The 22,179-nt window shown below is 70.9% G+C and carries 16 protein-coding genes; 3 read left to right on the forward strand and 13 right to left on the reverse strand.

Annotated elements, in window-relative coordinates; genetic code table 11:
• Window positions 1-15: 15 nt before the first annotated feature.
• The 10 genes from AB0K21_RS39290 to AB0K21_RS39335 form a co-directional block, all read right to left on the reverse strand.
• The gene (locus AB0K21_RS39290) at window positions 16-780 is read right to left on the reverse strand and encodes an ABC transporter permease subunit (RefSeq protein ID WP_343966409.1); all 765 of its coding nucleotides are present in this window, start codon (window positions 778-780) and stop codon (window positions 16-18) included.
• Window positions 777-1,544 carry an ABC transporter permease subunit gene (locus AB0K21_RS39295; RefSeq protein ID WP_364157408.1) on the reverse strand — a complete coding sequence of 256 codons (768 nt, stop codon included), beginning with the start codon at window positions 1,542-1,544 and terminating at the stop codon, window positions 777-779. Before AB0K21_RS39295 ends, AB0K21_RS39290 begins: the two co-directional genes overlap by 4 nt.
• Entirely contained in the window at window positions 1,537-2,322 is a 786-nt protein-coding gene (locus tag AB0K21_RS39300; protein ID WP_343966413.1) for an ABC transporter ATP-binding protein, read from the reverse strand. Before AB0K21_RS39300 ends, AB0K21_RS39295 begins: the two co-directional genes overlap by 8 nt.
• Entirely contained in the window at window positions 2,309-3,418 is a 1,110-nt protein-coding gene (locus AB0K21_RS39305; protein ID WP_343966415.1) for a Rieske (2Fe-2S) protein, read from the reverse strand. Before AB0K21_RS39305 ends, AB0K21_RS39300 begins: the two co-directional genes overlap by 14 nt.
• A complete protein-coding gene (locus AB0K21_RS39310; RefSeq protein ID WP_364157412.1) occupies window positions 3,415-4,416 on the reverse strand; it encodes a Gfo/Idh/MocA family oxidoreductase in 1,002 nt (333 codons plus the stop codon). The genes AB0K21_RS39305 and AB0K21_RS39310 overlap by 4 nt, the downstream gene beginning before the upstream one ends.
• A 1-nt stretch (window position 4,417) precedes the next feature.
• Window positions 4,418-5,317, reverse strand: a complete 900-nt coding sequence (locus AB0K21_RS39315; protein WP_343966420.1) for a TauD/TfdA family dioxygenase — start codon at window positions 5,315-5,317, stop codon at window positions 4,418-4,420.
• The gene (locus AB0K21_RS39320) at window positions 5,310-6,425 is read right to left on the reverse strand and encodes a hypothetical protein (protein WP_343966422.1); all 1,116 of its coding nucleotides are present in this window, start codon (window positions 6,423-6,425) and stop codon (window positions 5,310-5,312) included. The genes AB0K21_RS39315 and AB0K21_RS39320 overlap by 8 nt, the downstream gene beginning before the upstream one ends.
• 42 nt (window positions 6,426-6,467) lie before the next feature.
• A complete protein-coding gene (locus AB0K21_RS39325; protein WP_364157416.1) occupies window positions 6,468-7,610 on the reverse strand; it encodes an amidohydrolase family protein in 1,143 nt (380 codons plus the stop codon).
• A 38-nt stretch (window positions 7,611-7,648) separates the two neighbouring features.
• Window positions 7,649-8,689 carry a TauD/TfdA family dioxygenase gene (locus AB0K21_RS39330; RefSeq protein ID WP_364157419.1) on the reverse strand — a complete coding sequence of 347 codons (1,041 nt, stop codon included), beginning with the start codon at window positions 8,687-8,689 and terminating at the stop codon, window positions 7,649-7,651.
• A gap of 268 nt (window positions 8,690-8,957) precedes the next feature.
• Complete coding sequence (locus tag AB0K21_RS39335) at window positions 8,958-11,696, reverse strand: LuxR family transcriptional regulator (protein ID WP_364157422.1); 2,739 nt, start codon at window positions 11,694-11,696, stop codon at window positions 8,958-8,960.
• A gap of 311 nt (window positions 11,697-12,007) precedes the next feature.
• On the opposite strand from AB0K21_RS39335, the gene AB0K21_RS39340 reads away from it, so the two are divergent.
• On the forward strand, window positions 12,008-13,810 hold the full coding sequence (locus AB0K21_RS39340; RefSeq protein WP_343965084.1) for an ABC transporter ATP-binding protein/permease: 1,803 nt from the start codon (window positions 12,008-12,010) through the stop codon (window positions 13,808-13,810).
• Between the two features lie 53 nt (window positions 13,811-13,863).
• On the opposite strand, the gene aspS (AB0K21_RS39345) is transcribed toward AB0K21_RS39340, so the two are convergent.
• Window positions 13,864-15,162 carry an aspartate--tRNA(Asn) ligase gene (gene aspS / locus AB0K21_RS39345; RefSeq protein WP_343965086.1) on the reverse strand — a complete coding sequence of 433 codons (1,299 nt, stop codon included), beginning with the start codon at window positions 15,160-15,162 and terminating at the stop codon, window positions 13,864-13,866.
• Between the two features lie 333 nt (window positions 15,163-15,495).
• On the opposite strand from aspS (AB0K21_RS39345), the gene AB0K21_RS39350 reads away from it, so the two are divergent.
• Both AB0K21_RS39350 and AB0K21_RS39355 read left to right on the forward strand, forming a co-directional pair.
• Window positions 15,496-17,355 carry an ABC transporter ATP-binding protein gene (locus AB0K21_RS39350; protein WP_343965088.1) on the forward strand — a complete coding sequence of 620 codons (1,860 nt, stop codon included), beginning with the start codon at window positions 15,496-15,498 and terminating at the stop codon, window positions 17,353-17,355.
• Window positions 17,352-19,130, forward strand: coding sequence for an ABC transporter ATP-binding protein (locus AB0K21_RS39355; RefSeq protein WP_343965090.1), 1,779 nt, complete (start codon window positions 17,352-17,354; stop codon window positions 19,128-19,130). The genes AB0K21_RS39350 and AB0K21_RS39355 overlap by 4 nt, the downstream gene beginning before the upstream one ends.
• Before the next feature lie 47 nt (window positions 19,131-19,177).
• On the opposite strand, the gene aspS (AB0K21_RS39360) is transcribed toward AB0K21_RS39355, so the two are convergent.
• Together aspS (AB0K21_RS39360) and hisS are read right to left on the reverse strand one after the other, a co-directional pair.
• Window positions 19,178-20,914, reverse strand: a complete 1,737-nt coding sequence (aspS, locus tag AB0K21_RS39360) for an aspartate--tRNA ligase (protein WP_343965092.1) — start codon at window positions 20,912-20,914, stop codon at window positions 19,178-19,180.
• Window positions 20,911-22,176, reverse strand: coding sequence for a histidine--tRNA ligase (hisS, locus tag AB0K21_RS39365; protein WP_343965094.1), 1,266 nt, complete (start codon window positions 22,174-22,176; stop codon window positions 20,911-20,913). Before hisS ends, aspS (AB0K21_RS39360) begins: the two co-directional genes overlap by 4 nt.
• Between the last annotated feature and the right edge of the window lie 3 nt (window positions 22,177-22,179).

Here is a 22,179-nt window from a genome sequence, read left to right on the forward strand (position 1 = left end):
GCGGTGCGAGGCGAGTCAGTTCTTGTGCAGTGAGAGGCGAGCGCGAGTCTTCCTCTCGGCCAGGTCCATGACCTCGTAGGCCAGCAGCGAACCGGCCAGCGACGTCAGCAGGATCGCCCACACCGTGGGCGTGTCCAGGAGCCCCTGGGAGCGGGCCAGCAGGGCGCCGAGCCCGTCGTTGGCGGTGAGGAACTCCGCGGTGAGCGCGGCGAGCACCCCGACGCAGGAGGTCAGCTTGGCCGCCAACACGAGTTCGGGCAGGGCTATCGGGAGCGAGACGCGGCGCAGGATCGTGCCGCGACCGCCACCGGTCACCCGGATGACGTCAAGGAGGGCCGGTGGGATCCGCCACAGGGCGGCACCCACCAGGGCGAAGGAGGGAAAGAAGCTCATCACTGTCGCGGTGGCCACCGCCGCGGGGCCGCCGTAGCCGAAGAAGGTGGCGATCAGCGGGCTGAGGGCCAGCACCGGCACACATCTCATGATCATTCCGCTGACGCGGGTGAGCGGCTCCAGTATCGGGACCAGGTGCGAGACGATGGCGAGCACCGTACCCAAGGCGAGCCCGAGCACGGTTCCGGCGAGGGCTCGCGCGAACGTGAGCGGCAGCGCCGCCGGATCCGCGACGACCTTGGTGATCAGGCTCTCGGCCACCCGCGCCGGGTCGGGCACCAGCAGCGCCGGCACGGCGGTACCGGCGCGGGCCAGGGTCCACCCCGCCGCGAGAAGTCCCAGCAGGAAGCCGTATCCCAGTAGCCTGCGGGCACCCGTGCGCCTCACGTGACACTCCCGGTGATGCCGCGGCGGCGCTGCACCGTCCGGGCCCAGCGGGCGAAGAGCGCGTAGACGGCGGAGGAGGTCACCACGACGAGCACGCTCACCGCCGTGACCAGGTCGCTCTGGCCCTCCCGCAGGCCGGAGACGAGCAGGACCCCCAGCCCTCGCTCGACGCCGAACCACTCTCCGATGAGCGCCCCGAGCAGGGCTCCCGGTACGGCGAACTTGATCCCGTCGATCGCGTACGGGAGTGCGCCGGGCACCTCCAGCAGGACCAGCCGGCGCCACCTACCTGCGCCGTGCACCGTGAGGAGGTCACGCAGCCCTTCCCGTACCGCGCCGAACCCGGCCTCGGCCGAGGAGAAGACCGGCAGCGCCGCGCTGATCGCCGCGGCGATCACCGGTATGGCTCCGCGGTCCACGGACGCGGTCAGCAGCGGTCCGAGCGCGACCAGCGGGACCGCGTAGCAGATCAGCATCAGGTGCTGGAGCGGCCCGCGCGCTCCGGCGGCGACATGAGCCGCCCAGGCCGCCACGACCGCGAACGCGGTCCCGGTCAGCAACCCGAGCGCCGCCTCGCCGAGAGTGACGGCGGCCGCCGCGACGAGTAGTTCGTGACGGTCCACCAGGAGGCGGCCGACCGCGTCCAGGGAGGCGACGTCCCCGCGCCCGGCGCCCGAGGCGAACCTGTCCCACACCAGCAGGGCGGCCGCCAGCGACGCCAGCCCCAGCAGCGACGTGCCGGCCCGCCGCCGAAGGCTAGGCATCGAGCGCCTCCATACACTCCCGGACCGTGTCCCGGAACGTCTCGTCCAGGACGGTGGGCCTGGGGCGTGCCAGGGGCACGGTGACCTCCCTGAGGATCGTGGCGGGCCGGTCCGACATGACCACGACACGATCGGCGAGCATGACCGCCTCCTCCACCGAATGGGTGATCAGGACGGTGGTCGGCCGAACGGCGGTCCAGACGCGTTCGAGTTCGCCGTTGAGGCGGCGCCGGGTGATGGCGTCGAGCGCTCCGAACGGCTCGTCCAGCAGCAGCAGCGACGGTTCCATGACCAGCGCCCGCGCCAGGGCGGTGCGCTGGCGCATCCCTCCCGACGCCTCGTGAGGCCGCAGGTGGGCGAGACTGGTGAGGCCGACCAGATCCAGCGCCTCGTGAACGCGTTCGTGGTCCGGGCGGCGTCCGGCGGCGCGGTAGACGAACTCCACGTTACGCCGCAGGGAGGCCCACGGCAGGAGCGCGGGGTCCTGGAAGACCATGCCGATGCGATGTTCGCGCGCGAGCTCCGCCGGCGAGCGGCCCCAGCAGCTGATCGTGCCCGAGGTGGGCGTCTCCAGCCCGGCCACCATCCGCAGCAGGGTGGTCTTGCCGCAGCCGGAGGGGCCGATGATCGCCAGGAACTCCGAGGAGCGGACCTTCAGGCTGACGTCGCGTACGGCATGGACCGCCCGCCGTGCGGAACCATAGCTCTTCGACAGCGCCTGGCCGTGGATCCCGGCCTCGCCCTCCCCCGAAGGGGCGGATGCCTTACGCGCCGTCATCGGGCCGTCCCGCGCCGAGTGGGGAGGCGGAGTGTCTCGCTGGACCGCCCAGCCGGACGGCCGGCCACTGGCCGGGCCGGGGGTCGGCCTCCTCCACGTAGGCCTGCCATCGGGAGCGCAGCAGCCGTTCCGCCGCCGCCGAGACAGGGTTGAGCTCGCAACGGGGTTCGTCTGGCCGGCTCTCCCAGGCGATCTGCTCGCGGACCCCGATCCAGGCGTCCTGTTCCTGGATCCGGGCGAGCACCAGGCGACGGAAGAAGGGCTCGGCGAACTGACGTAGGTGTCTGGTGCCGCGCCGGGCCCTGATGTACAGGGTGATGTAGACGGTGACCCGGTCGCGCTCTTCGGGCCGGAAGAAGACCCACACCACCATGCCGTCACCGAGGTGGGCGTGGTGATGGGGGTAGTCGTAGTAAACCTCCAGCGGGTGGGTCACGGTGTCGGCCCCCGCGTCGGAGCCGAGCAGCAGCCTGAGCACACGCTCGGCCCTGCCACGCCCGCTGGTCACCTCGTACGCCCCGAAGACGCGTTCGTCTCCGGCGGTGAGGTCACGCAGGGTCAGCCGGGACCAGGGCTGGTACCTGCGATGCAGATGGAAGTGGGTGTAGTCCATCCCGTTCAGCAGGCCGATCCCGTAGTGGTTGGGAAAGATCCGGTCCTGCCGGAAGGAGAACCACTCTCCGCCGTCCCAGGGGGAGGTGTCGGGCGGCTGCGGGGGAAGCGGGTCGACCGGCTCGGGGACGAACCAGACGAGTCCGCTGCGCTCGACGACGGGAAAACTCCGCACCCGCAGCCGCGGCAGCGCCTTCTCCGGCTCCCAGTAGGGGATCCTGGACAGCGCGCCGTCCGGGCCGAACTCCCAGCCGTGGTACGGGCAGACGATGCGGCAGTCGCGCACCTCGCCCTCGTGCAGCGCGACCCGCCGGTGGACGCAGGCGTTGTCGAGGCAGTGAACCGCACCGTGCCCGTCGCGAAAGACGACGAAGGACCGCCCGAGGAAGCGCACCTCCCTTGTCCGCCCCGGACCCAGTTCGTCCGTGCGGCACGCCGGATACCAGCGACGGGGATCCACGCCAACGTCGCAGAGGTTGCTCATCTCTCTCCTGTCATCCGTTCCCGAACCCGGCCCAGCAGGTGTGCCCGGCCGACGATGCCCTCCTCCGCACCCCACGCGCCCGCGGCCACGTCGCGGGCGAAGGCGTCGAGCTGATACTTGTAGGAGGTGAACGGCGCGGCGCGCGGGGCGGTCACCTCCACCGGCGAGCTCCATGACGCTCCGAACAGGGGTCTCGCCACCGCGCCCGGCATCACCGGCAGAAAGGGTGAGCGCAGCCTGAGTCCTCCCTTCGTGCCGGTGACGCGCGCCTCGCAGACGGGCCGGGCCGCGCGCAGGCCCGCCCATACCCTGGCCCGCACCGGTCCCGACCGCAGCCTCACCTCGCAGGTCAGGTCCACCCCGGTCGGACCGGTCAGCGTCCGGGTGCCGGTGATCTCGGGAAGGCCCCGGGTGAGCTGGCCCACGAGGTCGAGTCCGTAGCAGCCGACGTCCATCAGCGCGCCGCCGTCCAGCGAGGGCGACAGCCGTACGTCGTCCGTCCGATCCAGCCACCAGCCGTAGCGGACGTCGATCCGGCGGATCGTCCCGAGCACGCCGGCCCTCAACACGGCCAGTACCCCGGCCGGCGCGGGATGGGCCCGGTAGTGGTAGGCCTCGCGCACCAGGACGTGCCGCCGGTGAGCCTCGGCGGCCAGCTCGGCGACGGCGTGAGGGTCACGGCCCAGGGGCTTCTCGCACAGTACGTGCTTGCCCGCCAGGACCGCGTCGAGGGCGAGCCGGGCGTGGTCGGCGTTGGGCGTGGCGACGTAGACGGCGTCGACGTCGCGTCGCTCCAGCAGTTCCCACCAGCCGCCCGACGCGGGGACGGACCACCGGCGCGCGTACTCGCGGGCCCGCCCGGGGTCGCGGGAGGCGACGAACACCACGTCGGCCGGAGAGCCGTCCCGGATCGGCTGATGGACGGCCCAGTCGGCGATCCAGCCGGTACAGGCGAGCCCCAGCCGGAGCCTGCGGGCCGGCGGCCTCCCGCCGGCCATCTCACCCCCGCTCCGCGGCGGCACGGATCAGGCAGCGTTGCAGCCAGCGGTCGGTGCCGTCATAGCGCGGACCGTAACCGCTGCGGCCGTGGACGAGGTGGAGGTTGTCGAGGAACAGCAGATCCCCGGCCCGCAGGGTGATCTCGACGGTCCTGGCCAGGATCCCTTCCCGCAGTGTCCGCAGTGGCAGCCGGTGCCTCTCGTCGACCGCGCACAGCGCGTCGGCGTAGTTGAAACGGAGCCGCCCCCCTCTTGGCGTGGCCACCGGCTTGGGCTCGGTACTCGTGCCGTCGGGCAGGTGGAAGGCGAAGGCCGGCTCGGCCAGCGCCCCTCTGGTAGCGGGGTCGAGGCCGTCCCACACCTCGTGCAGATCGCAGACCAGGGTGCGGGCACCGGGGTCAGGGCGCAGACAGAGCAGGATCAGGGCGTCCGGCGTGTTGGGGCGGAACGCCGTCTCGGTGTGCATCTCCAGGTACACCGCGTTGCTGGCGTTCTGCCGGGCCGCCTCGGCTCGCAGCGGATACAGGTTCTGTACCCGGTCGCCTCCGTGCCAGTCCGCGAAGGAGATCACCTCGCCGACCAGGCCGCCGAGGGCCAGCATCAGCGGTTCGGTCCCGATCGGGTGCCGCAGCTCGACGTAGGGGCGGCCGGGGGTCGGCGGCAGCGTGGGGGGAGGCAGGACTCCGGTGACGTGCAGCAGGCCTGCCTCCCCCAGGTCGCGGCCGAACCGGGCCGCCGCGCGTGCCAGCTGGGACGCTGCGGCGGGCAGCGGCTCCGCCGTCGCCCGGTGAGCGTCGCCGTAGGCGTCCACCGGCAGGGGGACGCACCACTCGGCGAGTTCCTCGGCCGTCTCCCACGAGAGGTCCAGTCTCTCCCTGCGGCGCGTGTCCGGTTCAGGCAAGGCTGAACACCCCCGAGAAGACGGGGAGCCCGTGCTGGTCGATGATCTCGTTGAACCGCACGTGCACGTCGATGAGTTCGTCGAGGTCGTATACGAAGGGAATGCTCTGCTGCTTGACCACGAACGCGGTGAAGACCGTGGGCGAGGGGACCACCCCGAGTTCGGCGATCTTGCGCAGCCCTCGCAGGGTCTCCTCGGCGGGCTCGATCCCGGCCAGCAGGCAGCTGCCGACGTTGTGCGGGCCGAATACCTGCACCGCGTCGGTGAAGATCTCCACATAGTCGTCGAAGGTGATGTCGCCCTTGTATCCGTGGATGAGCCGGCGGCGGTAGTCGGCGCTGACCACCTCGATGCCGCTGTTGAAGCGGGAGACGCCCGCCTCCCGCAGGGTGGTGAGGTAGTCGAGCCGGCGTTCCCGGTCGCCGATGAGGCTGGGCGGGATGACCTGCGAGACGTATATCCCCTCGGTGTAACCGACCTTTCGCAGTGCCCTGGCCATCCGGCAGTGACGGTCCAGCTCCACGGCCTCGTTGGTGATGCTGCCGGTGCACAGCCAGACGATGTCGTACTTCGTGTGAAAGTCCAGCGCGTGCGCCTCGACGTAGGCCAGGCATTTGTCGAAGTTGGCCTGGTAGTTACCCGTCTTCGCCTGCTGGACGGAGAGCACCTCCCACTCGCTCTCCTTGAAACAGAAGTCGCAGGAGTAGGCGCAGTAAGTGTGGTAGTCGAAGACGAAACTGCGGGTGCCGTTCTCCCTGAGCAGCCCGAAGTTGTACATGCCGGTGGGGGCTCGGTCGTCGTCGACGAACTGCTCGCAGGCGACCTCGCGCTCCTCATCGTTGATCAGGGCGCGCAGCCGGGAGCCGTCGAAGACGAAGGGTGACGACTGGTTGATCCGTACGGTGATCTTCTTTTGGAAGTCCGGGCCGTTGATCACGAGTTCGACGCGCGGCAGCACCTGCCCCAGCAAGGGCAGCCGGATGTCCGTGGTGGCGAGGCGCACCCCGTCTCGCAGGGCGCCGAGCCGGAAGACCTCTTCGATGCGCACGCGGTGGAGATTGCTCAGGCGTACCTGGAGGTCGGAACCATGAGGGCTCTCACGTTTCATGGGAATCCTTGGTCGGGGGCGTGGTCGTGGTGCGGCGGCGGATCACTTGTCCAGCAGGCGCACGGCGTTCTCACCGAGCAGGGCAGGACACAGGCCGGCTGGAAGTCCCTTCAGCACCGGCGCCCACTCCTCCTGCGGACGGAAAGGCGTGCCGGGATGAGGAAAGTCGGTGGCCAGCAGAACGCGGGAGTGGAGTTCCTCCGGAAGCCGGTCGAGTCGTTCACCGAGGCCGGTTGAGAAGAAGAAGGTGTCACGATCGTGCAGATAGTGCCTGGGCGGGTGGTCGGGGGTGCCGCGCCCGGTCTCGCGCAGCGTCTCGAAGGATTCCTGCGCGCGTTCCAGCCATGCGGGCAGCCAGCCGATGTTGCACTCGTGAAAGGCGAGGCGCAGTTCGGGAAAGCGGTCGGGGACGCGGGCGTCGAGCAGCCCCGCCAGGAAGAGCTGTCCGGGCAGGATCTCGTTGACGTGGTTGAAGAAGGCGCCGGGGCCCGGGGCGTGGACGCTGGTCGGCAGCGGCAGGGGCAGCAGGTGCGGCACGGCGACCTTGTGCAGGTGGACCACCAGGCCGTGATGCTGGGCCGATGCCCAGAACGGGTCGAGGCGGGCGTCGAGTTCGCCGGCGACTCCGTGCGGAAGCATCACGTGCCCGAAACCCGCGGCGGCGAGCGCCGCCACCTCCTCCTCCAGCCGTACCAGCGGAGAGAGCGCGAGCTGCCCGACGGGGACGAGCCTGCCTGGGGCCGCCGAGGCGTAGTCGGCCAGCCAGCGGTTGTAGGCCCGTAGGTGGGCGACGGCGTACGGGGAGGCGGGATCCACCTCGCGCGGCCAGATGAGCCCCAGCGAGGGAAAGAGCAGGGTCGCCTCGATCCCGTGCTCGTCCAGCCAGCGCAGCCTGGAGGCACCGTCGTGGGAGGCCGGCGGGCACGACTCGGCGAAGGAGGCGTACTCCGCGCGACGCAGCGTGTTCCAGTCGGTGATCGGCGTCTCGGGATCGTAAGGAACGCCGCCGAGGCGGCGGATCAGCCGGGAGGGCCTGCCCTCGATGATGAGGCGGTCACCGTCGAGGCGGTCGCGCTCCACCCGCAGGCAGTTCTCGCGGAAGGCGGGCTCGACATACTCCTCCCACAGGGTGCCGGGTTCGATGACGTGGCCGTCTGCGTCGACGACCTGATAGCCGTTCCACATGGTCAGATTCCTCCGCGTCGTGACGGTGCCCGGCCCGCCTACGACCGTGCGGCCGGTTGGCGGAGCGCCTTGCGGTAGTCGGTGGGGTAGTTCGCGTAGCGCCGGTCGGAGACCAGCCGCCCGGTGGCCCGGTGCTCGCCGTCCAGTAGCCGCGTGGTCACCAGCATGCGCTGCAGCCAGCGGTCGCGCCCGTCGTAGCCCGGGACGATGGCATTGCGCCCGTGCACCACGCGCGAGTTGTCCAGAACGAGCAGGTCCCCTCCGGCCAGCGGGATATCGACGGCGATCGCCAGGACCCGGCGGCCGAGGATCTCCAGTACCCGCTGTGACTCCTCGTCGGTCGCGATCAGGTCCCCGACGTACTCGACGACCCTCGTGCCGTCCCGGTAGCTGACGATCGGCTGCGGTTCGGTGAGCCCGCGCCCGTCGACGACGACAACCGGGTTGTCGGTCTCGAACGCGTAGCGCGCCTTGGCGAGCACCGCCAGGTCGGCCTCGTCCAGAGCGTCGACCACCCTGGTGATGTCGGCGACCTTGGTCTTCGCCTGGCCGGTCGGGTCGGCGCGCAGGCAGAGCAGCGCGAGGTAGTCGGGAGAGACGTCACGGAAGGGTGTCTCGGTGTGCAGCAGGAACTCCACCGCGTTGGAACCGAACTGCAGGTCGCGGTGGGCATGGATCGGATACTTGTTGTGGACCAGGTGGCCGGCGTCCCACTCCAGATAGCTGAACGGCTCGCCGAGCACGTTCACCGCACTCGCCAGCACCGCCTCGGTGCCCACCGCGGCGAGGTCGGACAGTGCGGAGAAGGAACGATCGGGTGTCGGCGGCAGATCGGTGACGATCGGCAGGTTGCGCACGAGCAGCGCGCCGGGCGCGCGACCGTTCCTGAGGTCGTCGAGCGCGTCGTGGACCCGTCGCGGCAGTGCCTTCCGGCTTTCACGGACCTGTGCCAGGAACGGTTCGAACGCGTCGTAGGGGTTGGCGTCGACAGAGCCGATTCCCGCGCGAAAGCTCTCCCTTTCCTCATCGGAAAGCTCGACGACGGAGATCTCTGTCAGCGGCTCGCTCGATCTGGGCATGGCGGATATCCGTTCCGTTGCGGAGGTGTTCGCTTGCCGTGGCTCTCATGCCCGTCCGGGTGACGCGGCAGATCGACGGGAAAGGCCAGGAAGAACGCGATTCCCGGAGTATGGGCGGGTTCCTGCTCCTCCTTTTCCGCTCGCCTGGACCGCCTGAACGTTGATCGGGTCGATCGGTTCGTCGGAGTCGATTAAACAGGCCGGTCCTTGCCTCGTCATTGGGGAAAACCCGGAAAGGCCATTTCGAAAAGGGGCACCTGCCCGCCGGTCATATTCCCGGCGTACCCGAATCCCGCCGGCCGGCGCTCATCCGGACCGCGAGTTCGGTGCGGCTGCGCACCCCGAGCTTGCGGTAGGCGCTGGACAGGTGGCTCTCCACCGTCTTCACCTCGATCGCCAGCTCCGCGGCGATCTCCTGATTCGTCCGGCCCTCGGCCGCCAGCGCGACGACGCGGGCCTCAGAGATCGTCAGGCGGTTGGGCGCGGAGAGACGGGAACGGAGCACGGTCCGCGCGGCCCATCTCTCGGCACCGAGCTCGCTGAAGATCCTGCCCGCCCGCTCGGCGGTGCGCCGGGCCTCCTCCCTGCGCCGCAGGCGGCTCTGCACCCTGCTCAGCGCCAGCAGGGTACGGCCGAGTTCGAAGGGCACACCCGCCACGGAGAACTCCTCCACCGCGGCTTCCAGCTCACCGGCTCCTCTCTTGGGGGAGCCGGTGGCCGTCAGCAGCACGCCGCCGGCCCTGGCAGCCAGACCGCGTACCAGGGGGCGGTCGATGAGGCGGCCGGCCCAGCGGATCCTGCCCGCGCGCTCGGCGGCCTGCTCGTAGCGTCCGACCTGGACCAGCGCCTCGACGTGGTCGGCTCCCGCGGTGGGACAGAGCACCTCTGGGATCGCTCCGAGCTCACCGCATATCCGGTCGGCGGCGTCGAGGTGCAGCACGGCCGCCATCGGGTCGTCGCCGGACAGCTCGACGAAGCCCAGCAGCGCCCGGATCATCAACACCGCCATCCGATGGCCCGAGGCGTCGGCCGCGGCCAACGCCTCCTCCGCCAGTTGCCGGGCCCGCTCCAGCTCACCGCGTACGCCGAGTACGAGCCCTTCGGCCAGCAGGGCCGCGGTCGGCGGGGCTCCCGTCTCCTGGGCGGTGCGGGCGACCAGGTCCGCGTACCGTGCCGCCGCCTGGAGGTCACCGGCGAGGCACTCCACCTCGGTGGCCCAGACCATCCCCCAGTCGGCGGCGGTCCCGGTCTCGGCGGCGGTGTCGAGGGTTCCGAACGCGGCCTGAGCCGCCGGGAGGTCACCCATGCAACGGCACAGATATCCGTACATGTGCAGCGCCACCAGCGGCGGACGCCCCAGGGCGGCCTCGCCGTGGGGCACCGGCACCACGGCGGGGGCCGGGGCACCGCACATGAGCTCAAGCGTGCACAGCACGACGGCGGCCTCGTCGCACATCGCGCGGTCACCGGCTCTCTCGGCCAGGCCGAGCAGTTCCCTGGCGTGTCCCAGTGCGGCGGTGAGATCACCCCCGTGCATGCAGAAGTAGGTGAGGCTGGCCATGATCGGAATCAGCAGCTCGGGCTGGTCGGCGATCTCCGCGCGGCCCCATTGCAGGGGTATCAGCGAACCCGCGACGTCACCGGACGCGAAGACGGCGTGCCCCAGCAGGAAGAACACGTTCGCCCGGTCGGGCCCGGAGGAGCAGTGCGGCAGCGCCTCCTCCAGGATGGCGCGGGCCCGTGCTCCGTCTCCCCCGGAGATCAGGTGGCCGGCGGCGGCGAGCCGGCGGCGCAACGCGACCTCGGCCTGGTCGGCAGGGGTCAGGCGGACGGCGTGAACCGCCAGGTCCGCCGCGCTGAGCGGCGCGGCCCGGGCGGCGGCGAGCCCGGCCGCCGTGTCGAGGGTCTCGGCCAGCGCGGCGTTGGGCTCGCCGGCGGTCAGCGCCAGGTGCCTGGCGCGCTCCTCCGGGTCCCGTACCGCCCGGGCGAGCCGCACGTGCATCTGATGCCGCCGCAGCGGCCCCGCGACCTCCAGCACCGTGCTGCGCAGCAGCGAGTTGCGAAAGCGCGGCGATTCCCCTTCGACGACGACCAGCCGGCCGGTGGTCGCCTCCACCAGTCCCTTCAGCCCGCCGGTCACCCGCTCGACCAGGCCGACCGTGGACCGGGCGGCGCAGGCGACCACCAACGCCGCCTCGACGGCGGCCGGCGAGAGGTTCGAAACGTGCTCGCGCAGCAGGTGCCGCAGGCTCCCCGGCAGGGAGACGTCGTCGGCCAGGTTCGGCCGCCAGGCCCGGTCTCGGGCCAGCTCCAGGCCGAACAGCGGGTTGCCGCCGCACGCCTCGTGCAGGCGCCGCAGCACGTGGCGGGTGAGGGCGATGCCATGGCGGTTCTCCAGCACCGCGGCCAGGGCGTCGGGGCACAACGGGCCGACCTCCCAGCAGACCACCCGCTCCGCGGGCAGCACCCGGGCGAGTGGGGGCCACGCCCCGTTGTCCGCCCCGGTCCTGAGGGTGGCCAGCAGTTTCACGGGCTCGGTGCTCAGGCGCCGGAACACGAAGGCGAGCACGACCTCCGTCTCGGGGTCCATCCACTGGATTCCGTCGAGGGCTATCAGCAAGGCTCCCTCGGCGGACAGACGCCTGACCAGGTCGAGGACGGCGAGCGCCACCGCACGCCGGTCCGGCGGCGTCTGCCGGGGATGCTCCCACCACAGGGCGGCGGCCAAGGCCCGGCGCAACGGCTCACGCAGGCCGCGTACGGCCGTGGAGCCCTCGACGGCGCCGATCAGGTCTCCCAGCCCGGCGTAGGCCAGAGTGGCCTCGCTCTCGTCGAACCGGCAGGAGAGAACGCGCCCCGGCCCCGCCGTCTTCAGGGCACCGGACCAGATGGCCGACTTGCCGATGCCCGCCTCCCCGCTCAGCACGGCCATCGAGGGGCCGGGGGCACGGTCGCCGATCCATGTCCCGATCATGTCGAGCTCACGGTCCCTGCCGACAACGCCCATTCTTCCCCTCGGTAGGAGGTCCCGCACGGCCGTCACCCGTGCCGGCGTCGACCGCAGCGGAAGGCGCCTCAACTGCGGAAATCATCCAAGCGTAATGATTGCCTGCAAAGCTTCAGGGATTCCCCTGATGAAACCGCCAGAGTTATCCCGTTTACTTCACTGACGGAGCCAACCGTAACAAAGTCTGCATATATGCGGCTATGGCCTGTCGACTGGACCAACCGTGACGCTTACCGATGGAGCACTCGCGCTCTCCATGCGAACACCCGGGGAATCATCGGATCATCTCTGCCGAAAAGGTATTTCTCATCTTGAGCGCTTTAGATTCGGTCGATCCCAAAAAGGTCGGCACCGCTGTCGCCGATTCGCCCTCCCTTGCGGTGGAGGGCCACGACCTGTACCGCTGGCATGACTCCCATCTCGCCCTCGCGGGAATCTCCCTCTCGATCCCGGCAGGCGGGCGTCACGCCCTGGTCGGGCCCAATGGGGCCGGCAAGACGACCCTGATGCGTATGCTCAGCGCCACTCTGGCACCCGACCGAGGGTCGCTTCGGGTCCTCGGTCACGACGTGGCGCTCCACCCCAGACAGGTCAAGGCGCGGATCGGGGTGGTGCCGCAGGGGATGACCTACGACAACGAGATCCTCGTCCGGGAGAACCTCACCACCTTCGGCCGCTACCACGGGCTCTCCGGCCGGAGCGCGGCCGCCCGCGCCGACGAACTGCTGGAGACGGTGGATCTCACCGCGCACGCCCGCTCCATGCCCCAGACGCTCTCCGGCGGCATGCAGCGGCGCCTGCTGATCGCCCGCGCCCTGGTGAACGATCCGGACCTGATCCTGCTGGACGAACCGAGCACCGGGCTCGACCCCGAGGGGCGTCTGCTGCTGTGGGATCTGCTCGACGCGCTCTGTGAGTCGGGCAAGACCCTGATCCTCACCACGCACCATATGGATGAGGTCGAACGCCTCTGCGACGGCGTCACCGTGCTCGGCTCCGGACGCGTGCTGCGCTCCTCCAGCCCGCGGCGGTTGATCACCGCGACCGTGCCGAGGTACGTGGTCGAGCTCGGCGTCCCGCACTCCGGGGCCACGGAACCCGCCTGGACGCGGACGCGTACCCGGCTGCGGGTGGGCAACCGGCTCCTGGTGTTCGGGGATTCCGTCACCGGCCTGGCCGGCGAGCTCCAGGTGGCCGGAGCCGAGGAGCTCATGGTCCGGCCGAGCTCGCTGCAGGACGCGCTGCACGCCCTGGAACGCGAGCGCCCCGTTCCCCCTGCTGATCTCCCCACGCCCCTCCCCGCGCCCCCCAGGCCACGCGGTCGGCACAGGCCGCGCCGGGCGGTGCCGCCCCCCTCCCTCAGCCTGGCCGGCCGGATCTGGTGGCGCGACCTCACCCTGTTCAGGAAGTCCTACAAGACCACCATCGTCCCCAACTTCTTCGAACCGGTCTTCTCCCTGGCGGCTCTGGGGATCGGCCTGGGCTTCTACGTGGACGGACAGGCCCTGGGTTCCTCCTACGCGAGCTTCGTCGCCCCGGGACTGCTCGCCGTCACCGCGATGAACGGCGCCGTCTTCGAGGTCACCTACAACGTCTTCGTACGGCTGCGCCACGCCCGCAGCTACGACGCGGCCGTGACCAGTCCCGTCGAGCCGGTGGACATCGCGCTGGGCGAGCTGATCTGGGCACTGACCCGATGCCTGGTCTACACCGGCGTCTACCTCGCGATCCTCGCCGCGCTGGGATACGCGCCCGCGAGCACCGCCCTGCTGGCCGTACCGGCCCTGCTCCCGCTCGGCCTGGTCTTCGCCTGTGCGGGCCTGCTGTTCACCGGCGCGGTCCGGGCGATAAACGCCTACTCCTACTTCTACACACTGGTGCTGACCCCGCTCACCCTGATCAGCGGGGTCTTCTTTCCGACGGAGAGGCTGCCCGCGGCGCTACGCGCGGTCGCCGAGGTCTCCCCACTGCACCACGGTGTGGAGCTGTCCAGGTCCCTGGTGATCGAGGGCGACCTCACCTCGGCCGCCGGGCATCTCGCCTGGCTGGTCGCGCTCTCACCACTGCTGCTCGTCCCGGCCCTGCACAGCCTCAAGCGGCATCTATGCGGGTGAGCCCCGCCCTGCCAGGAACGGGCCCCTCGCCCTGGCGGCGAGGGGCCCGCCGCTCACGGGGTCAGGCGGTGCAGGTCACGCGGGAAGAGGGTGGTCCAGCGGACATTGTCCATCCCGGTCAGCCTGGCGACGAAGCGCTCAAGGCCCAGGGCGAACCCACCGTGCGGCGGCATGCCGTGCGCGAAGGCCGCCAGATAGCCGGCATACGGCTCCGGACTCTCCCCGCGGGCCCGCAGGGCGGCGAGATAGTCGGAGTGGCGGTGCAGCCGCTGCCCGCCGGTGACCAGCTCCAGGCCGCGGAAGAGCAGGTCGAAGCTGTTGGAGTACTCCGGCCGCAGGGGGTCGGGGTGGGTGTAGAACGGTCGCTTCGCCATGGGGTAACCGGTGACGAACAGCAACTCCGAACCGTACTCGCGAACAGCCCACTCGCACAGCCACCTCTCGTGCGCGGGGGCCAGGTCGGGCTCACCCCGCGGGTCCTCGCCGCTCTCGCGGGCCAGCAGTTCCTGCGCGTCGGCGAAGTGGATCGACGGGATCTCCGCCGGTACGTCCGGAAGCTCGGCACCGATCAGCTCCACCGCCCCCGCGGCACGCTGGGCGACGCTGGAGACCATGTCGGCGACCGCCTCGCGGACGACCGCCATGACATCGCGGTGGTCGGTCACGAAGCCCATCTCGGCGTCGAGGCTGGTGTACTGGGCCAGATGCCGCGCGGTGTCGTGCGGCTCGGCGCGGAAGACCGGCCCGATCTCGTAGACCCGCTCGAAGACCCCCACCAGGGTCTGCTTGTAGAACTGCGGCGACTGCGCCAGGTAGGCCCGGCGGCCGAACCAGTCCAGCGCGAAGACGTTGGCCCCGGACTCGGTGGCGGAGGAGACCACCTTGGGAGTGTGCGCCCCGATGAAGTCCAGCCTCTCCATCGCCCGGCGGAAGCCCTCCACCGAGGCCGCGGAGATCTCGAACGGCGCGCGCAGCCTGGGGTGACGCAAGGCCACCGCCGCGTTGTCGAGCACGGTGGGCAGACTCGCCGAGACCACCGGCCGGTAGAGGTCGAACGGGGGCGCGACGGCCGGGTCGGAGAGTTCGCGAAACGTCGGCGAGGTGATCTCCACCCCACCCGGTGCCTGAGGGTTGGCGGTGGCGGTGCCCACCACCTCGACCACGGTCTCCTCGGGCAGTTCGGCGAGGCGCCTCACCAGCTCCGGGTCGGCTGCGACGACCTGGACGAGACCGTCCCGATCGCGAAGCACGGCGAAGGTCACCGACTTCAGCGCGCGAACGCGATGCAGCCAACCGGCGAGACACACCTCTTCGCCGACATGCTTGGACACCTGGGAGGAAAGAATTCGCATGGCAACTCCGCACAGAGAACTTACGGGAGTCCCTATCAGGTGCGGGCGAGCAGGGACATTTCGCTCGCGGTGCCACCACACCTTTGCCCCGCCGGAGGCGGGACCTCATTATGACCCGATGACGAGGGCCGACCGGCGGGGCATTGGACGGTCACCGCGGTGGCCCCGCCGTTCCTCCCCGCAGCTCGGAAGGGTCTTCGGCCCGGGGGCGAGGCCGCCTTTCCAGCTCCGGCGGCTCTCTCGTTGCTCGCATGGTCCCGGCCTACTTGGCTTCGTCACAGCTTTGCCGCCGATCATAGTCCAAACGCCTCCCCTCCGGGACGGGGAAACCCGATGACCGCAGGAACACCCGTTTCGGCGTCCCCCGCGGAACGCCGGCGCGCGTTCGCCCGGCTGCTCCTCCTCGCGGGTCCGGCCGCGCTGGGCACCTCGCTCGCGATCAACCTCCTGGTGGGCCTGCTTCCCGTCGGCTTCATCGTCTGGACGAGCGTCATGCTCGCCGAGGTCTCCACCACGGCGAGCGGAACCGGCCCGGTCACCGTCGGCGCGGCGCTGGCCCTCGCGGTCGGCGCCTACATCCTGCAGCAGTCGCTGGTGCCCTACCAGGCCGCGCTGGGAGAGGTGATCGCGCGCCGGGTGGACGGCGGTTGCGTCCGGCGGTTGATGGGCTCCGCCCTGGCCGAGGCGCCACTGTCCCTGCTCGAACGTGAGAACGTCGCGGGCAGGCTCGGAGACGCGCGCGACGGCCTGGGCCGGTTCCCGCCCACTCCCGGGGAGGCGGTGGCGGGCACCCTCGCGCTGGTCGCCAGGTACACACAGCTCGCCGGCGCGGTGGTCCTCATCGGAATCGTGATCTCCCCGGTCGCGGGCACCGTCGCGGCGGTCACCGCCCTGGTGATCCGGCACGGAAGGCGCGGATCCATGGGGCGCCTCGGCTCGCTCTGGCACGAGCTGTCCGGCCCGCGCCGGCGGGTCACCTATCTGCGCGACATCGGCACGGCGATCACCGCCGCCAAGGAGTTCAGGACGCTGGGTCTGATCGACTGGTACGAGCGGCGCCACCGCGTGGACGCGCGGGAGTACCTGACGGCCCTGTGGAGTGGCCGGCGGCGCATCCTGTTCTGGCCGTTCGTGGCCTACACCCTGGTCGGCCTGGTGGGGGGCACCGTACTCCTGGTCTGGCTCGCCCGTTCCGCCGCACTGGGCGACCTCGGCCTACTCGAACTCTCCATCGCCCTCCAGTCGGCGCTGCTCGCCATTCGGTTCGGGACCTTCTTTCCGGAGAGTGATGTGCAGACCCAGTACGGGCTGAACGCCTATGAGGCACTGGTGGAGTTCGAGAACCTGGTCTCCGCCGGCCGGCGGGAGATTCCCCGGGGCGATCTCCCGGCGAGCGGGCTGCCCCGGCGCGGCATCCGCTTCGAAGGGGTCGGTTTCGCCTACGGCACCGGCCGGAAGGTGCTGGACGGCCTCGACCTGGAGCTGCCCGCCGGGGGTTCGACCGCGATCGTCGGGCTGAACGGCGCCGGCAAGACCACCCTGGTCAAGCTGCTGGCGCGCCTCTACGACCCCTCGGAGGGAAGAATTCTCGTCGACGGTGAGGACCTACGGCGGCTGGACCCCCGGGACTGGCAGCGCCGGCTGGCCGTGATCTTCCAGGACTACGTCCGCTACGAGTTGCCCGCCGGTGCCAACATCGGCCTCGGTGCCCCCGCCGCGCTCGGGGACAGATCGGCCCTGCTCGCCGCCGCCCGGCGCGCGGGCGCGCTGGAGGTGGTGGACTCCCTGCCCGCCGGCCTCGACACCCCGCTGTCCGGGCAGTACGCGGGCGGGCGCGACCTGTCCGGCGGGCAGTGGCAGCGGATCGCCTTGGCCCGCGCCTTTCTCGCCGTCGAACGGGGCGCCTCCGTCCTGGTCCTGGACGAGCCCACCGCCCAGCTGGACGTCCGGGCGGAGGTGGAGTTCTTCGACCGTTTCCTCGCCATCACCGGCGGGCTGACCACGGTGATCATCTCACATCGCTTCTCCACCGTACGGCGGGCCGACCGGATCGTGGTCGTCGAGCACGGCCGCGTGGTCGAGCAGGGTGACCACGCGGGACTGCTGAGGTCCGGTGGACGCTACGCCGACCTCTTCGACCTGCAGGCCCGGCGCTTCGCCACCGGCCCGCCGGGGACGGAGGCCGGCCGATGAGATGGATCGTGCTCAGCGCGCTGTTCGTGCTGCGCCTCGCCGCGAGGGTCGACCGAGTACGCCTGCTCAAGGCGGTCGGGCTGATGGCGGTGGGCTACCTGGCCACCCCGCTCGTGGCCGTGGGGCTGCGGGAGTTCACCAACGCCGCCGTCGCGGGGAGGGTCGACGTCGCGACGGCGGTCGTCTGCGCCGTCGCCGTGCTCCTCGTCCTGGAGCTGATGCTCGGGCACTTCGCCCACCTGTCCTACTTCGAGGTCGGCGAACTCGCCGAGACCGTGCTGCACGAGGAACTGGTCCGCCACGTCAACGGCTCGCCGCGGCTTGAGCGCCTGGACGACCCGGCCTTCGCCGACAGCGTGAACCTCGTCCGCCAGGAGCTGGGCAAGACCCGCACCGCGGTGGAGTCGGTGCTCCAGCTGGGCGGGCTCGTCCTGCAGACCGGGTTCACCGCGGTCCTGCTGGTGATGCTCGATCCCTGGCTGGCCCTGCTGCCTTTGGCGGCGCTGCCGTCGGTGCTGATCGGCAGACGGGCGCAGAACCTGCTGGAGCTGGCGAAGGAGGCGACCGCCGAGAGCACCCGCCGCACCCGCCACCTGCTCGAACTCGCGACCACCCCGGCCTCGATCAAGGAGATCCGGCTCTTTCACGCCGAGCCTCCTCTCCTGCGGGAGCAGGACACCTGCTGGTCGAAGACCAGCGCGGCACTGCGAGGCGCGCACCTGAGGGCCGCCGGGCTACGGGCGCTGGGCCAGCTGGCCTTCTCCCTCGCCTACGGAGGCGCGATCACGCTGGTGATCTGGCAGGCCGCCCGGGGAAGGGCCGACGCGGGCGACGTGGTGCTGGTCATCACCCTGGCGGTCCAGGTGAGCGTGCAGGTGGCCGGAGCCTCCACGTTGCTCACCGCCCTACAGGGCGTCGGCAGGACGCTGGACCGGCTGGCCTCGCTCCGGGAGCCGGGTGAGAGCCCTTCCCCCGTGGAAGGCGGCGTCCCCGGGAGGCTACGAGAGGGCATCAGGCTGGAGCACGTGAGTTTCGCCTACCCCGGGACCGACAGGATGATCCTGCGCGACGTCTGCCTGACGATACCCGCAGGCGGATCGGTGGCGCTCGTCGGCGAGAACGGGGCGGGCAAGAGCACCCTCGTCAAGCTGCTGTGCGGCCTCTACCATCCCACCTCGGGCCGGATCCTGGTGGACGGCATCGACCTGCGCGACCTGCCACCCCGCGAGTGGCAGGCCAGGGTGGCCTCCCTGTTCCAGGACTTCGCCCGGTTCGAGTTGCGCCTCGGGGAGAACGTCGGAGTCGGTGACCTCGCCCGGCTGGAGGACCGGGAGGCGATCTCGCGGGCGCTCGGGCTGGCACACGCGGACCGGATCGTGGCGACGGTGCCCGGCGGGCTTTCCGGCCTGCTGGGCCACGGCTACGGCCACGGCGTCGAACTCTCCGGCGGCCAGTGGCAGACGCTGGGGCTCGCCCGGTGCCTGATGCGCCAGGAGGCGCTTCTGCTGGTCCTGGACGAACCTGCGGCCGCGCTCGACGCCGCCGCGGAACACGCGATCTTCGACCGCTACGCCGCCTCCTCGCACGAGGCGGGTCACCGCTCCGGCGCGATCACCCTCTTCGTCTCCCACCGCTTCTCCACCGTGCGGATGGCCGACATGATCATCGTCCTCGACGGAGGCCGGGTGGTGGAGAACGGTGACCACCGCACGCTGCTGGCGGGCTCCGGACTCTACTCCGAGCTGTACGGCCTCCAGCGGAGGATCTACCGCTAGGTTCCCGTCTCGGCCGGCCCCGGCTCACCGGGGCCGGCCGAGGGGGGTTAGGCCTCCGCCTTGGGCTTGACGTCCACCCCGGCCTCCCTGCGCTGCCCCACCGTGATCGGGGAGGGAGCGCCGGTCAGCGGGTCGAAACCGGAGGCCGTCTTCGGGAAGGCGATCACGTCGCGAATCGACTCTCCGCCGACCAGGAGCGTGCAGACCCGGTCCCAGCCGTAGGCGATGCCGCCGTGCGGCGGCGGGCTGTACTTGAACGCCTCCAGCAGGAAGCCGAACTTGTTCTCCGCCTCCTCCTTGGAGATGCCGAGCACGTCGAAGACGCGCTGCTGCATCTCGGCGCGGTGGATCCGGATCGAGCCACCACCGATCTCCATGCCGTTGCAGACCATGTCGTAGGCGTAGGCCAGGGCCTCACCAGGGTGGTCCTGGAAGTTGTCGGCCCACTCGGGCTTCGGACCGGTGAAGGGATGGTGGACCGGGGTCCAGCCGCCCTCGCCGTCCTCCTCGAACATGGGGGCATCGACGATCCACAGGAAGTTCCAGGCCGACTCGTCGATCAGGCCGCAGCGGCGGCCGATCTCCAGCCGGGCCGCGCCGAGCAGGTCGCGGGATGCGGAGGCCGCGCCGGCCGCGAAGAAGATCGCGTCTCCGGGCTCAGCCGCCACCTTGGCCGCCAGGCCCGCCGCCTCGGTCTCGGACAGGTTCTTGGCGACCGGGCCGCCGAGCGTGCCGTCCTGGCCCACCAGCACGTAAGCCAGGCCTTTGGCGCCGCGCGACTTGGCCCACTCCTGCCAGGCGTCCAGCTCCTTGCGGCTCTGGGAGGCGCCGCCGGGCATGACCACGGCGCCCACGTACGGTGCCTGGAAGACCCTGAAGGTGGTGTCGGCGAAGAACTCCGTCATCTCGACGAGCTCCTGGCCGAAGCGCAGGTCGGGCTTGTCGGAGCCGTAGCGGGCCATGGCGTCCCGGTAGGTCATCCGGGGTAGCGGGTTCGGCAGCTCGTAGCCGACCGTCTCCTTCCAGATCCGGCCGATCAGCGCCTCCCCCAGGGCCATGACGTCGTCCTGGTCGACGAAGGACATCTCGACGTCGATCTGGGTGAACTCCGGCTGCCGGTCGGCGCGCAGGTCCTCGTCGCGAAAGCAGCGGGCGAGCTGGTAATAGCGCTCCAGCCCGGCGACCATCAGGAGCTGCTTGAACAGCTGCGGCGACTGCGGCAGGGCGTACCAGTTCCCGGGCTGAAGCCGGACCGGGACCAGGAAGTCGCGGGCACCCTCCGGGGTGGAGCGGGTCAGCATCGGGGTCTCGACGTAGTTGAACCCGTGCTCGTCCATCACCTGGTGGGCGAGGTAGGTGGCCTTGGAGCGGGTGCGCATGGCCTGCGCGATCTGCGGGCGGCGGATGTCGAGGTAGCGGTACTTGAGCCTGGCCTCCTCCGAGATGCCGGTCCCGCCCTCGATGGGGAACGGCAGCGGGGCGGACTCGCTGAGCACCTCGACCTCGGAGGCGACGACCTCGATCGCGCCGGTCGGCAGGTCGGGGTTCTCGTTGCCCTCGGGGCGGACCCGCACCTGCCCGACGACCTTGACGCAGTATTCGGCGCGCAGGCCGTGGGCGTCGTCCTCCTCGCGGAAGACCACCTGGGCGGAGCCGGAGGCGTCACGCAGGTCGATGAAGACCACGCCGCCGTGGTCGCGGCGGCGCCCCACCCATCCGGCGAGCGTCACCTGCTGCCCGGCGTGCTCCTCGCGCAGTGATCCCGCTTCGTGCGTGCGGATCATTTGTCCAGTCTCTCCTTCAACGTCGTGACGATCTCAGCGAGTGGTACGGCGCTCTGCTCTCCGCTGACCAGGTCCTTGACCTGCGCGGTCCCCGCGGCGATATCACGCTCGCCGAGGATCACCGCGTGGCTCGCCCCCGAGCGGTCGGCGCCCTTCATGGCGCCCTTGACACCCTTGCCGCCGAACGACATGTCGGCGGCAAGGCCCGCCCGGCGCAACTCGGTGACAAGAAGGAACATCCGGCGGCGCGCCTCCTCACCCAGCGGCACACCGTACACCTGTACGCGCGCCTGTTCGCCGTCGCCCGCGAACAGGCCCTCGGCCTCCATGGCCAGGACCGTACGGTCGACGCCGAGCGCCCAGCCGACGCTGGGCAGGGCGGGGCCGCCGAGCATCTCGCTCAGCCCGTCGTAGCGGCCTCCGCCGCCGACCGCGGACTGGGAGCCGAGCCCGTCGTGGACGAACTCGAACGTGGTCCGCGTGTAGTAGTCGAGGCCGCGGACCAGCCGGGGGTCGTCGGTGTAGGCCACGCCGGAGGCGGTCAGCAGCGAGCGGACCTCCTCGTGATAGGCCTTGCACGCCCCGCACAGGTGGTCGACGACCAGCGGCGCGCCGGCCAGCCGCTCCTGCACCTCCGGGCGCTTGTCGTCGAGCACGCGCAGCGGGTTGATCTCGATCCGCTGCCGGGTGGGCTCGTCGAGGTCGAGGCCGCGCAGGAAGTCCTGGAGCGCGGCCCGGTAGACGGGGCGGCACTCCCTGTCGCCCAGCGTGTTGATCAGCAGCCGGACCCCGGTGAGCCCCAGCGCGGCGTAGCCGTCGACGGCCAGCAGGATCAGCTCGGCGTCGAGCGCCGGGTCCTCGGCGCCCAGTGCCTCGGCGCCGACCTGCCAGAAGTGCCGGTAGCGGCCCTTCTGTGCCCGCTCGTAGCGGAACTGGCTGCCCGAGTACCAGAGCTTCACCGGAAGCTGCCCGTTGTGCAGGCCGTGCTGGAGGACCGCGCGCACCACCGGGGCGGTGCCCTCGGGGCGCAGCGTGATGGAGCGCCCGCCCTTGTCCTCGAAGGTGTACATCTCCTTGGAGACGATGTCCGTCGACTCCCCGACGCCGCGCACGAACAGCGCGGTGTCCTCGAAGACCGGCGTCTCGATGTAGCCGTAACCCGCCCGGCGGACGGGGTCGGTCAGCGCCTCGCGTACCGCGAGTGCCCGCTCCGAACGCGGTGGGATCCAGTCGAAGGTGCCCTTGGGCGCCTGCAAAGTCATTGT

The organism is Streptosporangium sp. NPDC049248, from assembly GCF_040678965.1.
Classification (GTDB): domain Bacteria; phylum Actinomycetota; class Actinomycetes; order Streptosporangiales; family Streptosporangiaceae; genus Streptosporangium; species Streptosporangium fukuiense.

Coding starts and splice junctions, on each gene's coding strand:
- AB0K21_RS39310 (WP_364157412.1), bottom strand. CDS start 4,416: ATGGCCGGCGGGAGGCCGCCGGCCCGCAGGCTCCGGCTGGGGCTCGCC.
- AB0K21_RS39335 (WP_364157422.1), bottom strand. CDS start 11,696: ATGGGCGTTGTCGGCAGGGACCGTGAGCTCGACATGATCGGGACATGG.
- AB0K21_RS39325 (WP_364157416.1), bottom strand. CDS start 7,610: ATGTGGAACGGCTATCAGGTCGTCGACGCAGACGGCCACGTCATCGAA.
- hisS (WP_343965094.1), bottom strand. CDS start 22,176: ATGACTTTGCAGGCGCCCAAGGGCACCTTCGACTGGATCCCACCGCGT.
- AB0K21_RS39330 (WP_364157419.1), bottom strand. CDS start 8,689: ATGCCCAGATCGAGCGAGCCGCTGACAGAGATCTCCGTCGTCGAGCTT.
- AB0K21_RS39320 (WP_343966422.1), bottom strand. CDS start 6,425: ATGAAACGTGAGAGCCCTCATGGTTCCGACCTCCAGGTACGCCTGAGC.
- AB0K21_RS39295 (WP_364157408.1), bottom strand. CDS start 1,544: ATGCCTAGCCTTCGGCGGCGGGCCGGCACGTCGCTGCTGGGGCTGGCG.
- aspS (WP_343965086.1), bottom strand. CDS start 15,162: ATGCGAATTCTTTCCTCCCAGGTGTCCAAGCATGTCGGCGAAGAGGTG.
- AB0K21_RS39305 (WP_343966415.1), bottom strand. CDS start 3,418: ATGAGCAACCTCTGCGACGTTGGCGTGGATCCCCGTCGCTGGTATCCG.
- aspS (WP_343965092.1), bottom strand. CDS start 20,914: ATGATCCGCACGCACGAAGCGGGATCACTGCGCGAGGAGCACGCCGGG.
- AB0K21_RS39300 (WP_343966413.1), bottom strand. CDS start 2,322: ATGACGGCGCGTAAGGCATCCGCCCCTTCGGGGGAGGGCGAGGCCGGG.
- AB0K21_RS39355 (WP_343965090.1), top strand. CDS start 17,352: ATGAGATGGATCGTGCTCAGCGCGCTGTTCGTGCTGCGCCTCGCCGCG.
- AB0K21_RS39350 (WP_343965088.1), top strand. CDS start 15,496: ATGACCGCAGGAACACCCGTTTCGGCGTCCCCCGCGGAACGCCGGCGC.